General features: G+C 75.1%; 13 protein-coding genes. 1 reads left to right on the plus strand and 12 read right to left on the minus strand.

The features are described 5' to 3' along the window. Nucleotides 1–11 precede the first annotated feature (11 nt). The 3 genes from KLI87_RS24485 to KLI87_RS24495 are packed head-to-tail and all read right to left on the minus strand — an operon-like array spanning nt 12 to nt 3,487. Nucleotides 12–1,292 (minus strand): VWA-like domain-containing protein, encoded by a 1,281-nt coding sequence (locus KLI87_RS24485; RefSeq protein WP_214618848.1) that lies wholly within the window; start codon nt 1,290–1,292, stop codon nt 12–14. Between the two features lie 21 nt (nt 1,293–1,313). Then, entirely contained in the window at nt 1,314–2,390 is a 1,077-nt protein-coding gene (locus tag KLI87_RS24490) for a MoxR family ATPase (protein ID WP_308166149.1), read from the minus strand. A gap of 56 nt (nt 2,391–2,446) precedes the next feature. Further along, entirely contained in the window at nt 2,447–3,487 is a 1,041-nt protein-coding gene (locus KLI87_RS24495) for an alpha/beta hydrolase (protein ID WP_156215198.1), read from the minus strand. A gap of 166 nt (nt 3,488–3,653) precedes the next feature. Between KLI87_RS24495 and KLI87_RS24500 the strand changes: the two genes are divergently transcribed. Beyond that, nucleotides 3,654–4,841 (plus strand): nucleotide disphospho-sugar-binding domain-containing protein, encoded by a 1,188-nt coding sequence (locus KLI87_RS24500; RefSeq protein WP_214618850.1) that lies wholly within the window; start codon nt 3,654–3,656, stop codon nt 4,839–4,841. A 57-nt stretch (nt 4,842–4,898) separates the two neighbouring features. Here the strand turns inward: KLI87_RS24500 and KLI87_RS24505 are convergent, their stop codons facing one another. The 9 genes from KLI87_RS24505 to ispH all read right to left on the minus strand — a co-directional run bounded on the left by KLI87_RS24505 (nt 4,899) and on the right by ispH (nt 14,530). Beyond that, the gene (locus tag KLI87_RS24505; RefSeq protein ID WP_308166150.1) at nt 4,899–5,843 is read right to left on the minus strand and encodes an NAD-dependent epimerase/dehydratase; all 945 of its coding nucleotides are present in this window, start codon (nt 5,841–5,843) and stop codon (nt 4,899–4,901) included. A 13-nt stretch (nt 5,844–5,856) separates the two neighbouring features. Beyond that, entirely contained in the window at nt 5,857–7,125 is a 1,269-nt protein-coding gene (locus KLI87_RS24510) for a class I SAM-dependent methyltransferase (protein ID WP_214618852.1), read from the minus strand. A gap of 22 nt (nt 7,126–7,147) precedes the next feature. Beyond that, complete coding sequence (locus tag KLI87_RS24515) at nt 7,148–7,759, minus strand: dTDP-4-dehydrorhamnose 3,5-epimerase (protein ID WP_308166151.1); 612 nt, start codon at nt 7,757–7,759, stop codon at nt 7,148–7,150. A gap of 80 nt (nt 7,760–7,839) precedes the next feature. Beyond that, nucleotides 7,840–8,853 (minus strand): NAD-dependent epimerase/dehydratase family protein, encoded by a 1,014-nt coding sequence (locus tag KLI87_RS24520; RefSeq protein WP_214618853.1) that lies wholly within the window; start codon nt 8,851–8,853, stop codon nt 7,840–7,842. Between the two features lie 33 nt (nt 8,854–8,886). Further along, nucleotides 8,887–10,074: a cytochrome P450 gene (locus tag KLI87_RS24525; protein ID WP_214618854.1), complete on the minus strand. Its 1,188-nt coding sequence runs from the start codon at nt 10,072–10,074 to the stop codon at nt 8,887–8,889. Nucleotides 10,075–10,127: 53 nt separating this feature from the next. Beyond that, nucleotides 10,128–10,361 carry a response regulator transcription factor gene (locus tag KLI87_RS24530; protein ID WP_156215209.1) on the minus strand — a complete coding sequence of 78 codons (234 nt, stop codon included), beginning with the start codon at nt 10,359–10,361 and terminating at the stop codon, nt 10,128–10,130. Between the two features lie 73 nt (nt 10,362–10,434). Further along, on the minus strand, nt 10,435–11,568 hold the full coding sequence (gene ispG / locus KLI87_RS24535) for a flavodoxin-dependent (E)-4-hydroxy-3-methylbut-2-enyl-diphosphate synthase (RefSeq protein WP_214618855.1): 1,134 nt from the start codon (nt 11,566–11,568) through the stop codon (nt 10,435–10,437). Beyond that, nucleotides 11,565–13,478 carry a 1-deoxy-D-xylulose-5-phosphate synthase gene (gene dxs / locus KLI87_RS24540; RefSeq protein WP_214619106.1) on the minus strand — a complete coding sequence of 638 codons (1,914 nt, stop codon included), beginning with the start codon at nt 13,476–13,478 and terminating at the stop codon, nt 11,565–11,567. Before dxs ends, ispG begins: the two co-directional genes overlap by 4 nt. Before the next feature lie 26 nt (nt 13,479–13,504). Beyond that, a complete protein-coding gene (gene ispH / locus KLI87_RS24545) occupies nt 13,505–14,530 on the minus strand; it encodes a 4-hydroxy-3-methylbut-2-enyl diphosphate reductase (protein WP_156215214.1) in 1,026 nt (341 codons plus the stop codon). Nucleotides 14,531–14,632 lie beyond the last annotated feature (102 nt).

Genomic DNA, 14,632 nt, shown 5'->3' on the forward strand with positions numbered 1-14,632 from the left:
TCACTCTGCCATCACTCTGCCCTCGGCCCCTCGTCGCTGATCAGTACGGTCGTCGCCCAGTCGGGGGTCCGCCCCGCCGGGTCCAGCAGCCCGGCCACGACCCGGGTTCGCGGCGGCGGGTCGTCCGGCCAGGGGGTGTGGCCGTCGGTGAGCGCGATGATGAGATCGGGCACCGGCCCGCGGGCGAGCGCCGCGTCGAAGCCCGCGCGGATGTCGGTGCCCCCGCCGCCGCCGAGCCGCAGGTCGGAGAGCCGGCGCGGGGTCTGCGCCCGGTAGGCCCGCGCGTCCACGGAGATGACCGTGAGCCGGTCGCGGCCGATGCCGACGGCCCGCAGCACGCCGTCCACCTCGGCCAGGCACCGGCCCAGCATGGTGTCGCTCATCGAGCCGGAGGTGTCGATGAGCACGGTGACCGCCGGGAGCGGCTGGTGCGGGCTGGGCAGCACGACGCCGGGCGTGCTCGCGGCCCGCCGCGACGGCCTGCGGTAGGTGAAGTCGACGCGTCCGGCCGTGCGGGCGACGCAGCGGCGGATCCGCGCCGCCAGTTGCCGCCGCCAGTCCACGGTCGGCTCCAGGACCTCCTCGGCCCAGCGCCGCCAGCCGCCGGGCACGTCCTCGCGGGTGCGCAGGTGCTCGCGGACGCGCCGCGCGGTCTCCAGCGCGGTGAGCCTGGCGCTGGTGCGCGGCAGCGGGGGCAGGTCGCAGTTCCAGGGCCGCGGCTGCCCGTCGCAGCCGCTGCCGCAGTCGCCCGCCGCCACCGCCGGGTCGAGCGGCTCGGCGCGGGCGCGGAGCAGTTCCCAGTACCGCCGGGCGAGCCCGTCGCCGGGCAGGCCGAGGGCGTGCGGCGGGGGCGGGTCCGCGGGCGGTTCCGTCCAGCCGATGGAGAGGTCGTCGTACAGCTCGGCGTCGGCGGCGACGTTCCACGTCCGCTGGTCCGGCGTGCGGTCCGCGCCCGGCGCGGCGGCGTCCGGGAGCGGCGCGGCGGCGCCCGGGTACCGCGCGGCGTGCTCGCGCAGCAGGTGGGCGAGCTGGTGCAGGACCCAGAACCCGACGCGCGGCACGCTCTGCCGGTCGAGCTCGGCCGGGCTGATGTGCAGGTGCCAGCCGGTGTCGGCGGGGAACCTGCGCAGCGCGGCGCCGCCGCCGGTGACCTCGGTGTCGGGGACGACGACCGGGTCCAGCGTCAGCAGCGCGTCGGCCAGGTAGGGCGCCCGGTGGGCGGCCCACACCCGCGCGGCGGCCCACTTGCGCCGCGGACCCGGCGGCAGTGCGTCGAGAGGCAGACCGGACATGGGATCAGGCTCGCTCCGGCGCTAGTCGATCAGTCCTGCGTCGCGCAGGATCGGGGTCAGCTCCAGCAGCGCCGCCGGTATCCGCGCGCCCTCCGGGCGCCGGGCGGCCAGCGTGCGCGCCACCAGCGTCGCCACGTCCGGCGCCGCCCGCGCGGCCTTGGCGACCACCCGCCAGCCCGCCTCCCAGACGTCCTTGTCGTCCGCCGCCACGGCCACCGCCGCGACCGAGGTGAGCGCCGCGAACGCGCGGTCGCTGCGGCGGGGCAGCTCGAAGGAGTCCGGGTCGGCGAGGACGGCCGCCGGGTCGGGCAGGTCGAGGTTCTCCGTCCAGGACAGGAACTCCAGCGCCGCGCCCTCGCCGACCGCGCCCGCGACCAGGGCCGCGCGCACGTCGGGCCCCGCCGCCGCGGCCTCGCACGCGGCCAGCAGCGTCGCGGTGAACTCCCACGAGCGGGGGCTCGGCCAGCCCCGTCCCGCCGCCTCGCCCTTCGGCATCCGCAGGACGAGGGCGGGGCGCACCTGGAGGAACGCCGACACCGCGGCCCGCGCCACGAGGGCCTGCCGGGGGGTGGCGGGACGGTCGAAGCCGGACAGCGAGGGACGTCCGAACCCGACGGCCAGGCCGCGGGCGACCCGCTCGGCGTGCACCGGCCAGTCCAGGTGCACGAGGCGGTTGGCGAGCGGCGGGGCCAGCTCCCACCCGTCGGCCGCCTCCCCGGGCGGGTTGGCCGCGGCGACCACGCGCACGCCGGCGGGCAGCGGGACGTCGCCGACCACGCGCTCCAGCACCACGCGCAGCATCGCGGCCTGCACGGCGGGCGGGGCGGTGGTCAGCTCGTCCAGGAACAGCAGCCCGCGCCCGGCGGCGGCGAGCCGCTGCGCCCACGCGGGCGGCGCGAGCCGGACGGCCCCGCCGGACACGACGGGGAGCCCGGCGAAGTCGCTGGGTTCGCGAAGGGATCCGATGACCACCTCGACCGGCCAGCCCAGCGACTCCGCGAGGGCCTTCACCGCGGACGTCTTGCCGGTGCCGGGGCTGCCCCACAGCAGGGTCGGGACGCCCGCCGAGACGGAGAGGGAAAGCGCCTCTAGCACCACTCTGGTGTCCACTGGAGGAAGGCCCCCGCGTTTCTGTCGTGTGTCCGGTCGGTCGGTTACTTCGGCGCCACGGTGCTCGACGCCCAGTTCAGAAGGGTGGAGTAGACGAGCGGCGCCGTCGTCGCGAGGCCCATGACGTGGCCGGTCGAGGGGATCATCGAGACCTTGAGCTTCGCCTCGGGCAGGTAGAACTGCGACTCGTAGGCCAGCACGCTCGCGGGGTCGCCGCAGTCGTAGACGGTGACGCCCTGGCAGGTCAGCCAGTCCTCCGCGCCGCCGACCAGGAGCACCGGCACCCGGATCCCGTAGGGGATCCGCGGCGGGACGATCGCCGCGGACGGGTAGACGTCCTTGAGCTGCTCGTCCTTGGCCACCACCGCCGGGTCGGTCGTGGCCGGGTAGTAGAACATGGAGCCCCGCGTGCCGGGCTTGGTGGTGATGTACCCCCGGTCGAGGCCGGCGTTCGCGAACTTCGGGTCGTCGGGCGCCGGGTAGGCGTTGGCCGCCCCGATCTGGCCGTGCTGGGCGTTGAAGCCGTGCAGCGAGCTGGTCAGGATCGCCGCGTCCACGTCGCCGTACCGGGGGATCTCGCTCCAGGCGTAGTACGAGCCGAGCGCGTGCCCGACCCAGAGGACCTTGCCGAAGCCGTGCCCGTCGAGGGTGCCCGCGCGCAGCGCGGAGATGGCGTCGTGCAGCGCGACGGCGCCGGCCTCGGAGGTGACCTGGCCGCTCTGCGGATGCGAGCTGTCGCCCGAGCCGATGAGGTCGACGTTGAACGTGGCGTATCCGGCCGAGGTCGCGGCGCGGACGTAGGAGTAGTAGCCGTTGCCGACCGGGAAGTTCCAGTAGGCGCGGTTGTAGTACCCGCCGTGCACGAGGAACTGCACGGTGCTGGGGCGGCGGTAGGCGGGGTAGCAGAGCTCTCCCGCCATGGTCTCGGTGGCCGGTCCGGGGTCGGCGAGGCGGACGGGCAGCTCGTAGGTCTCGCAGATCGGGCCGTGGCCCGCGGCGGCGGGCGGGGCGGTGACCAGGGTGGATAACGCCGCGGCGGCCGTGCATGCCGCGATGAGGAGGGACTTCAGCTGGGGACGAGTCATAATGGGCACCGGCCCACTATGGTGGGCGGGTGCCCATTATGTCAAGGGCCCACCCAGGGGAGGCGGCGTTAACACAGACGGGGGCGGGCCAGTACCCCCATCAGCCGGGATGGTCGCGGGCCGGGCGGGTCGGCAGAGTGGACGCACGCTCACGTCCGCTGGCGAGATGGGGTTTCGGATGCGCGTCCTGTTCGTTCCGGCTTCCGCGCCGTCGCACTACTTCCCGATGGTCCCGCTGATCTGGGCCTGCCGGACCGCCGGCCACGAGGTCTGCGTGGCCGCGCAGCCGTGGGGCGGCTCGGTCGTCCCCGGGTCCGGGGTCCCGATGGTCACGATCGCCGAGTCGTTCGACATGACCGCCGAGCTCGCGCGGCACCGGCCGCGCGTCCCGGCCGCGACCCCGGCCGCCCCCGCCGGCCCGCTGCACGCGGCGATGATCGACGCCCAGATCCGGTTCGCGGCGGAGGCCGCGCGGGACCTGGTCGCCCTCGCCCGCGACTGGCGGCCCGGCCTGGTCGTCGCGGACCCGCTCGTGCTCGCGGCGGCGCCCGCGGCCGCGGCGGCGGGCGCGCCGCTCGTCCACCACCTCTGGGGCCCGGACATGCTGCGCGCCCACGAGTACGGCTATCCGGGCTGCGGGATCCCGCTCTCCGCCTGGCCCGAGGCGCTGCGCGGGCTGTACGCGCGGCACGGCTGCGAACCCCGGGTCGAGAACGCCGTCGCGACCGTCGACCCCTGGCTCGGGGCGATGGGGATCGCCGAGACGCCGTCGCGGATCCCGATCCGCTTCGTCCCCTACAACGGGAGCGGTGTGCTGCCGCGCCCGCTCCTCGCGCCGCCGCGGGGACGGCGGGTCCTGGTCACCTGGGGCTCCCTGCTGGCCATCCGCGAGGGCATGGCGGCCTTCCCGGTCGCCGAGGTCGTCGGGGCGCTCCGGGCGCACGGCGCCGAGGTCGTCGTCGCGGTCACCGGCGCCGACCGGCGCTGGACCCGGGACCTGCCGCCGGAGGTCACCGTGGTCGAGAACGTCCCGCTGAACGCGATCATGCCGTCCTGCGACGCGGCGGTCCACCACGGCGGCGGCGGGACGATCATGACGGCCGCCTACCACGGCGTCCCGCAGCTCACGCTCACCGCCACCCTCGACACGCGGACCTGCTGCGAGCGGCTGGCCGCCACGGGCGCGGGCGTCTCCCTCGACCTGCTGGACCTCACCCCGGACGCGCTCTCCGACGCCGTCGGGGAGGTCCTGACCGGCGACCGGACGCGCAAGGCCGCGGCCGAGCTGCGCACCGAGGTCCTGGCCCAGCCCGCCCCGGCCGACGTCGCCGCGCGCGTCACCGCCCTCGCCTAGCGGCCCCGCGCCGGTGAGCCCCCACCCCTGTCAGGGGCGGGGGCTCAGCGGCGTCGGTCACCGGGTGAGGGCGTCCACCACGCCTGCCAGACCGTCCGCCCGGCGGACGCGCGGTCGCCAGCCCGTGGCCGCGATCAGGGCCGACGGGTCGGCGGGCAGGTCCCCGAGGTCGGCGGCGTCGGCCCAGTCCGGCGGCGGCACGGTGACCACGGGGACGGGCGGACGCCCCGTCCGCGCGGCGACCAGGGCGGCCAGCTCGCGGAACACCTCGCCGAGCCGCGCGGGCGTGCCGGTGCCCACCGGCCACCGGCCGCCGACCAGGCCCTCGGGGGCGCGCAGCGCGGCGGCGAAGGCGCGCGCCGCGTCGGTGACGTGCACCAGGTCCCGCTCGACCGTGCCGTCGTGCCACATGGTGATCGGCTCGCCCGCGAGCGCCTTGCGGGCCATCGCGGTGACGACGCCGCGTCCCGTCGCGCCGGTGAGCGGGACGCACCCGTAGACCGTGGCGGGGCGGAGCACGATCCCGCGCACCGCGCCGTCCCCGGTCGCCTTGGCCAGCAGTTCCTCGGCCGCCGCCTTGTGCCGCACGTAGTCGTTGAGCGGCGTCCCCGGAGGGGCGGACAGCTGGAGGGTGCTGGCGAACACCACGACCGGCGGCGGCGCCCCGGCCGCGCGGACCGCCTGCACGAGCGTGTCGAGCAGGGCCGTGCCCAGGCTCTCCGACCCGGCCCCCGGCGTCCGCCACGAGCGCTCGCCGGGGATGTGCGCCGCCAGGTGGACGACGGCGTCCGCCCCCGCCACGGCGTCGCGCACCGCCGCCGGGTCGGTGAGGTCGGCGAGGCGGACCTCGGCCGAGGCGTCCGGGAGCGGGAGCCGCCGCTCCCGGGAGACGAGCCGCAGCCGCACCGGGAGCCCGGCCAGCTCCGCGGCGACCGCGCCGCCGAGGAACCCGGACGCGCCGAGCACCACGACCAGCGGCCGGTCCGTGGACGAGGGGACCACGATCACTCCTTGTCTAGACGGCGACCGTCTCGCCGGGCACGATCTGCATCTCCGGCAGCGGGAAGACCAGCCTGCCGCCGCCCGCGAGATACCCCTGCTCGCGCGAGAGGAAGTCGTCCCGGAACGTCCACGGCAGCACGAGCAGCTGGTCGGGGCGCAGCGCGTGCGCGTCCTCCTCGGACACGATCGGGATGTGCGTCCCCGGCGTGAAGCGGCCGGACTTGTCGGCGTTGAACTCGCCGATGCAGGGCAGGTCGTCGGGCGTGAGGCCGCAGTACTGGAGGATGACGTTCCCCTTGGTGGAGGCGCCGTAGCCGACCGTCAGCCTGCCCGCCGCGCGCGAGTCGTCGAGGAAGCTCCGCAGCGCCGCCCGCTGCCGGGCCGCCGTCGCCGCGAGCGTCTCGTAGGGGCGCAGGCCCTCCAGCTCCAGCGCGCTCTCCCGCCTGCGCAGCTCCGCGACGGCGGGGGAGGCGGTGCGGTGGCGCCCGCCCCGCTTCGCCATCGTCAGGTTGAGGCTGCCGCCGTAGACCGGCGTGATCTCCGCGTCGACGACGGTGAGCCCGACGCGTTCGGCCATCCACTCGAACTGGCGCAGCGCGTAGTACTCCAGGTGCTCGTGGCACACGACGTCGTAGGCGTTGTCGGCGAGCATCGAGGGCAGGTAGCTCTGCTCGGACACCCAGACCCCGTCGTCGTCGAGGATGTCGTGGATGTCCCGCATCACGTCCATCGGCCGGGGGAGGTCGTAGAACATCGCGATGGAGGTGACCACCTTCGCCTTGCGGTCGCCGAACTCGGCGGCGAACGCCTCCCTGGAGAAGTAGGTGGGGATCAGGTCGATCCCGTCCGGGTACAGCGGCCGGAACTGCTCGCCGGTCGGGTCGATGCCGACCAGCCCGATCCCTTCCCCGATCCCTTCGCGCGGGTAGGCGCGCAGCAGCGTCGAGTCGTTGCTGCCGATGTCCACGACGAGGTCGCCGGGGACGAGGTCGACGCGGTCGAGGACGCCGCGCACGATCCCGCGCAGATGGTCGACCATGAACGGCCGGATGCTCGACCGGTAGCCGTAGGAGCCGGTCGTGTACATCGCCCCGGCGTCGGTCGTGTGCCGGAGCTGGACGAGCCCGCAGCCGCCCGCACCGCACTTCACCAGTTCGAGCGGGACCCGGGGGACCGGATCGCCGGGCGTGCGCGGGAACACGCTCGTGATCGCCTGGACCCCCAGGTCGAGGACCGGCACCAGCTCGCCGTTCCCGCAGATGCGGCACTCGGAGATCACCATGTCTTCCTCGCTTCCTTGCCGGTCATGTCCGTACGGAGGGGCCGGCGTAGCGCGGCAGCAGACCGGCCGCGGCGGCCTCCCGCAGGCCAGGCGCGGCCCGGTCCTTGTCCGAGAGGATCGGTTCCTCGTCGAGCGCCCAGGGCAGGGCGAGCTCGGGGTCCAGCGGGTTCACGTCGATCTGGGTGCCCGGGACGAACTGCTCCGCGCACAGGTAGCTCATCCGGGTGCCCTCGGCGAGCGCGTGGTAGGCGTGCCCGAGGCCCTCGGCGAGGAGCACCAGCTCGCCGGACTCCTCGGTCAGGGCCGTGCTGTCGAACGCCCCGAAGGTGGGCGACCCCACCCGCAGGTCGACGACGACGTCGAGCGCCGCCCCCGCCACGCAGCTCACCAGCTTGGCCTCCCCGGACCCGGCCCGCGTGCCGTGCACGCCGCGGATCGTCCCGCGCCGGTTGACCGTGATGTTGCCCTGGCTGATGCGGAAGGGCACGCCGGTCAGTCGGGCGACCTCCGCGGTCCGGAACGTCTCGAAGAAACTCCCCCGGCGGTCGCGGTGCTTCTCCGGGGTGATGCGGAACGCGCCCGCGATCGCCAACTCCTTGATCTCCACCGGCCGGGAGCCTCCTTCGAAGAGCACGGGTTCGAGGACACGGATTTCGTGAGGACGGGGGCCCGCCGTCATTTTGCTTCGCGGGAGGCCGCGGGATCTTCCCCCATTCATCGGGGTTGCGCGCCGCCCGCCCGGCTGACCTGGTCGAGGACGCGCCGCTCGACATGCGGGTCCAGCCACCGGTGGGTGTCCTGCCACGGCGGCTCGCCCTCGGCGCGCAGCCAGGCCCAGCCGTCGGCGAGCGTGTCGCGCAGCGGGCGGCCCGTGTCGAGCCCGGCGCGGCGGGCGGCGGAGGCGTCGATCTCGTGCATGCCGCCCCGCATGGACGCCGGGAGCCACATCGGGATGTCGAGGTAGGGGCGGATGCCCGCGGCCACGACCATCTCGTCGGGGACCCAGACCAGCTCGGCGTCGGACCCGACCACCTCCCGCATCGTGTCCAGGTACTCGCCCATGGTGTGCCTTCCGCGCGGGGACAGCGTGGTGAACGTGCCGCCGACGTCGCGGTCCGCCGCGTCCAGCATCCAGCTCGCGAGGTCGCGGACGTCGACGTAGCGCAGCGGGTCGGACGGGTCGCCGGGCGCGAGGATCGCGCCGCCGCGCTCGATCCGGCGCATCCACCAGGTCATCGTCCCGACGTCCTCGCGCGGGCCGAGCGTCGGCCCGGCGCGGGCGATCAGCGCGTGGTCCCCGAACGCCTCCAGCGCGGCGAGTTCGGCGCCGCGCTTGGCGGTGGGGTAGAAGCCGTGCTCCTCGTCGCCCGGATCACCGCCGATCACCGCGGCGCTCTCGTCGGCGCCGGGGGGCAGCGGCCGCTCGTACACCACCCAGCTCGACACGAACCCGAAGTGCCGGGCGCGGCCGGCGAGCAGCGCGCACGTGTCCCGGACGACGCGGGGCGCCCCCATCCAGGTGTCCACGACCGCGTCCCACTCCCGGTCGCCGAGCGCGCGCCGCAGCGCGCGCGGGTCGGTCCGGTCGGCGACCAGGGGGAGCGCGCCCGCGGGGGCGGGACGGCTGACGCCGCGGTTGAGGACGGTGACCTCGTCGCCGCGCGCCAGCGCCGCGTCGACGACCGCGCGTCCCACATAGCGCGTTCCGCCGAGCACCAGAACCTTCATGACCATCACCTCTCGCCGGTCGCGTCGGGGCGTTCACCAGGTGACGGGCAGCGCCCGCAGCCCGGTGATGAGGAAGCCGTGCTTGTAGGGGACGTCCTCCACGGGCACGGTGAGCCGCAGCCCGGGGAACGCGGCGAGCACGGCGCCGATCGCCACCTCCAGCTCCAGCTTGGCGAGCTGGGCTCCCAGGCAGCGGTGCATCGCGTACCCGAACGCGACGTGGTCGGCGGCGCCCTCGCGGGTGACGTCGAACCGGTCGGGATCGGGGAACGCCTCCGGGTCCAGGTTGGCGGCCGGGAGGCAGGCGTGGACCACCGAGTGCGCGGGGATGGTCGTCCCGTCGAGGTCGACGTCGCCGACGGTCGCGCGGATGTGGCCGCCGTAGGGGTGCACGCCCAGCGTCGCGTACCGCAGCACCTCGTCCACGGCGGACGGCACGAGCGACGGGTCGGCGCGCAGCAGCGCGAGCTGGCCGGGGTTGTCCATCAGCGCGACGAGCCCCTTGCCCAGCATGGTCGCGGTGGACTCGCCGCCGGCCAGCAGCAGCCCGCAGCCGAGCGTCACCAGCTCGTCCTCGCTCAGCCGGTCCCGCTCGTCGCGGGCGGTGATCAGGTCCTGGAGCAGGCTCTCGTCGGGGTCGCGGCGCTTGGCCTCGACCAGTCCTTCCATGTAGCCGACCATCCCCTTGAGGGCGGCGAGCGCCTCCTCGGGCGGGTAGGCGCTCGTGGACACCACGCGCTCCGCCCAGCCCCGGAACCGCTCCCGGTCCGCGTCCGGGACGCCGAGGATCTCGCAGATCACGGTGACCGGCAGCGGGTAGCACAGCCCGGCGGCCAGGTCGGCGGGCGGCCCGGCGGCCACCAGCGGCGCGATCAGCTCGTCGGTGATCTGCTGGACGCGCGGCCGCAGGGCGCGGATCCGGCGCGCGCTGAACGCCCCCGCCACGAGGCGGCGCAACCGGGTGTGCTCGGGCGGGTCGAGGTCGTTGATCCCGGTGTTGCGGAAGACGGCCGCCGGGCCGATCGCCGCGCCGAGCCGGCGCGCCTCGGCGCGGCTGAACCGCGGGTCGGCCATGACGGCGCGCACCTGCTCCATCCCGGTGACCAGCCAGCGCCGCTCCCCGGACTCGGTCGTGAACGCGCGCACCGGCGCCTGCCGCCACAGCTCGCGCACCGCCGCCGGGGTGGTGTAGCCGGAACGGTCGGCGTGTTCAGCGGTCATGTCTCCTCGCTTTCGGGAAGGGGGTCGCCACGGCGTCGGGACGGCCGGGCCGGCTAGCCCGAGACGAGCCCGGCGGCGACCGCCCAGCCGACCAGGTGGGACTTGGTGACGGCTCCGACGCGCCGCCGCGCCTCGCTCAGGTGCTCGTCCACGGTGTTCTTGGAGATGCCCAGCTCGCGCGCGGTCTCCTTCGCGGTCAGGCCCAGCGCCGCGAGCCGGACCACCTCGGTCTGGCGCGCGGTCAGCGCCTGCGCGCCGACCGAGATCTCCTGCCCTGACACGGTCATGGCGGTCCTCTCCTTCCAAGCGTCGATGTGGGCGGTCGCGTGGGGGGGCACGGACCGTCGCGTCCTGCCGGGCTCACACCTCGGGAACGGCGTGTCCCATCTCCTCCGCCAGCTTGAGCGCCTCGTCGATCAGCGTTTCGGGGATCCGCGACTCCGGGACCGTCCGGACGACCCGGCCCCGGACGAAGATCTGCCCCTTGCCGTTGCCGGAGGCCACGCCGAGGTCGGCCTCGCGGGCCTCGCCCGGGCCGTTCACCACGCAGCCCATGACGGCGACCCGCAGCGGGACGTCCATGCCCTCCAGGGCGGCGGAGACCTCCTCCGCCATCTTGTAGACGTCCACCTGCGCCCGCCCGCAGGACGGGCAGGACACGATCTCCAGCCCGCGCTCGCGGAGGTTCAGCGACTCCAGGATCTGGAGGCCGACCTTGACCTCCTCGACCGGCGGCGCCGACAGCGACACCCGGATCGTGTCGCCGATCCCCTCGGCCAGCAGCGCGCCGAACGCGGTGGCCGACTTGATCGTGCCCTGGAACCTCGGCCCGGCCTCGGTGACGCCCAGGTGCAGCGGGTAGTCGCACCGCCGCGACAGCAGCCGGTACGCCGAGACCATCACGACCGGGTCGTGGTGCTTGACGGAGATCTTGATGTCGCGGAAGCCGTGCTCCTCGAACAGCGAGCACTCCCACAGCGCCGACTCCACCAGCGCCTCGGGCGTGGCCTTGCCGTGCTTCTCCAGCAGCCGCCTGTCGAGCGAGCCCGCGTTCACACCGATCCGGATCGGGACCCCGGCGTCCTCGGCCGCACGGGCGATCTCACCGACCCTGTCGTCGAACCTCTTGATGTTGCCCGGGTTCACCCGGACGGCGGCGCAGCCCGCGTCGATCGCGGCGAACACGTACTTGGGCTGGAAGTGGATGTCGGCGATCACCGGGATCCGCGACCGCCGCGCGATCGCGGGCAGCGCGTCGGCGTCGTCCTGCGACGGCACCGCGACCCGGACGATCTGGCAGCCCGCCGCCGTCAGCTCCGCGATCTGCTGGAGCGTCGCGTTGACGTCGGCGGTGGGGGTCGTGGTCATCGACTGCACCGACACGGGGGCGTCCCCGCCGACCGGCACGCCTCCGACCCGCACCTGCCGCGTTCGGCGGCGCGCCGCCAGCCGCGCCGGCGGAACCTGCGGCATGCCTAAGACGGTGCCCTTCATAGGATCTCCTCCTCCTGGTCGGTCGCGCGGAGCCGGGCCAGCGCGTCCGTCACGTCCCGGGCGATGCCCTGGGCGGTCAGGCCCGCCTGCTCCAGCACCTCGCCGCGGCCCGCCTGCGCCAGGAACTCCTGGGGCAGGGCCGCCTGGCGCAGCGGGCGGTGGATCCCGGCGTCCCGCATCGCCTGCGCGAGCGCGGCGCCGACCCCGGCCACCCGGCCGTTGTCCTCCACGGTGACGATCAGCTCGTGCGCCTCCGCCAGCGTCAGCAGCCCGGCGTCGAGCGGCTTCACCCAGCACGGGTCCACGACGGTCGCGGCGACGCCCTCGGCGGCGAGCTTGCCGGCCGCGCCCAGCGCGGCCGCCGCCATCGGGCCCACCGCCACGATGAGGACGTCGCCGGGGCCGTCCGGCAGGGCCAGGATCTCGGCCGCCCCGGCCCTGCCGACCGGCTCGATGTCCGCCGCGACGGGCCCCTTGGGGTACCGGACGGCCGTCGGGCCGCCCTCCACGGCGACCGCCTCGCGGAGCTGGGCGCGCAGCCGGGCGCCGTCGCGCGGCGCCGCGATCCGCATCCCCGGCACCAGTTGCAGCATCGACAGGTCCCACATGCCGTTGTGGCTCGGGCCGTCCGAGCCGGTCACCCCCGCCCGGTCGAGCGCGAAGGTGACACCGCACCCGTGCAGGGCGACGTCCATGAGGACCTGGTCGAACGCGCGGTTGAGGAACGTGGCGTACAGCGCGACGACCGGGTGCGCGCCGCCCGCGGACAGGCCCGCCGCCGAGGTGACCGCGTGCTGCTCGGCGATCCCGACGTCGAACACCCGGTCCGGGTAGCGCTCGGCGAACGCCTGGAGGCCGACCGGCTCCAGCATGGCGGCGGTGACGGCCACCACCTCGGGACGCTCGGCCCCGATGCGGACCATCTCCTCGGCGAAGACCGACGTCCAGTCCGCCGGGGGCGGGGCGCCGTCCGCGGAGCGGGGCCGGACGACGTGCATCTGGTCCAGCTCGTCCTGCTCGGCCGCCGCGAAGCCGTTGCCCTTGCGGGTGACGCAGTGCACCACCACGGGCCCGTCGAAGCGGGCGGCCTGCCGCAGCGCCTCCTCGGTCGCGGCGATGTCGTGCCCGTCGACCGGGCCGACGTACTTCACCCCGAGGTCCTGGAACAGGCCCTGCGGGGCGAGCACGTCCTTGATCCCGGCCTTCACCCCGTGCAGCGCGCCGTACAGCGGCGCGCCCGCCACCGGGACCTCGCGCAGCCGCTTGGCCCGCGCGAGCATCCGCTCGTAGCCGCCCGCGGTGCGCCGCGCCGACAGGTGCCGGGCGAGCCCGCCCCGGGTCGGGGCGTAGGAGCGGCCGTTGTCGTTGACCACCACCACGACCCGCAGGTCCTGGTCGACGAGGCTGTTCAGCCCCTCCCACACCATGCCGCCGGTCAGCGCGCCGTCGCCGACGACGGCGACGACCCTGCGGTCGGTGCGCCCGGCCAGCCGGTAGGCCTTGGCGAGCCCGTCGGCCCAGCCGAGCGCGGTGGAGGCGTGCGAGTTCTCGATGAGGTCGTGCTCGGACTCGGCGCGCGAGGGGTAGCCCGACAGGCCGCCCTTGGCCCGCAGCCGGGAGAAGTCCTTGCGGCCGGTCAGCAGCTTGTGCACGTACGCCTGGTGCCCGGTGTCCCACAGGATCCGGTCGCGCGGCGACTCGAACACCCGGTGCAGGGCGATCGTGAGCTCGACGGCGCCGAGGTTGGGGCCGAGGTGCCCGCCGCTGCGCGAGACCTCGGCGATCAGGAACTCCCGGATCTCCGCGGCCAGGGCCGCCAGCGTGCTCCCGTCCAGGCCCCGCAGGTCGGCGGGGCGGTGAACGCGGTCGAGTAACGGCGTGCCGCCGCCCCGGCCGGGTTCCGGTCCGATGTCAGCCAAGGTTCACTCCTGTGTGCTCACGCGCGGTCTCGTTGGGCGGTGCCGGTCCCGCCGCCGGCCCGGCCGGGGCCGGCCGCCAGGGACGAGGGCATCGCGAAGTCCACGTCCTCCACCGAGGTGACGTCGGTGGTGATGTCGCCGTAGCCGAGCGCGGCGAGCCGGTCCACCAGCCGCTCGACGAGGACGTCCGGCACGCTCGCGCCGGAGCTGACGCCGACCGAGGTCGCGCCGCGCAGCCACGCCTCGTCGAACTCCGAGACGTCGGGCACGAGGTGCGCGCGGGTCCCGGCCTCGCGGGCGACGTCCACCATGCGCAGCGAGTTGCTGGAGTTGCGCGCCCCCACCACGAGGATGAGGTCGCACCGGCGCGCCAGCGACTTGACGCCGTTCTGCCGGTTCTGGCTCGCGTAGCAGATGGTGTCGGCGCCCGGCGCGGCGACGTCGGTGAACCGGGCCCTGATCCGCTCGATCACCCCGGCCGTCTCGTCCACCGACAGGGTCGTCTGCGTCAGGTAGGTGACCGGGGTGTCGGCGGGCAGGTCCAGCCGGTCGACGTCGGCCGCGGTCTCGATCACGATCGTGCGGTCCGGCGCCTCGCCGCGGGTGCCCTGGGTCTCCTCGTGGTCGGCGTGCCCGACGAGCAGCACCAGCCGCCCGTCCCGCGCCCCGCGCCGGGCGTGCTGGTGGACCCTCGACACCAGCGGGCAGGTCGCGTCGATCACCCGCAGGCCGCGGCCGGCGGCGTTGGCGCGGACGAGCGGGGAGACGCCGTGCGCGGAGAAGACGCAGACGGCGCCCTCCGGCACGTCCTCCTCCGAGTCCACGAACCGCGCGCCCCGGCGGCGCAGTCCCGCCACGACGTGCCGGTTGTGGACGATCTCCTTGCGCACGTAGACCGGCGGCCCGTGGATGTCGAGCGCCCGCTCGACCATCGCGATCGCCCGCACCACTCCGGCGCAGAACCCGCGCGGCTCGGCGAGCACCGTTCGTTTCGTCCCGGCATTCCCGTTTGTCGCGCTCTCGCGAGACTGGTGGTCTTCCATGACTCCCTCAGATCGGTGATGACGCCCGAGGCGGGATCATGCGTGTCCCCGTGCCATTGTGGACGCGCCCTCTAAAGCGGTTCTTGGGTGTTCGGAGTGGCG

This window comes from Actinomadura sp. NEAU-AAG7, from assembly GCF_018603865.1.
GTDB classification, from domain to species: Bacteria; Actinomycetota; Actinomycetes; order Streptosporangiales; family Streptosporangiaceae; genus Spirillospora; species Spirillospora litoris.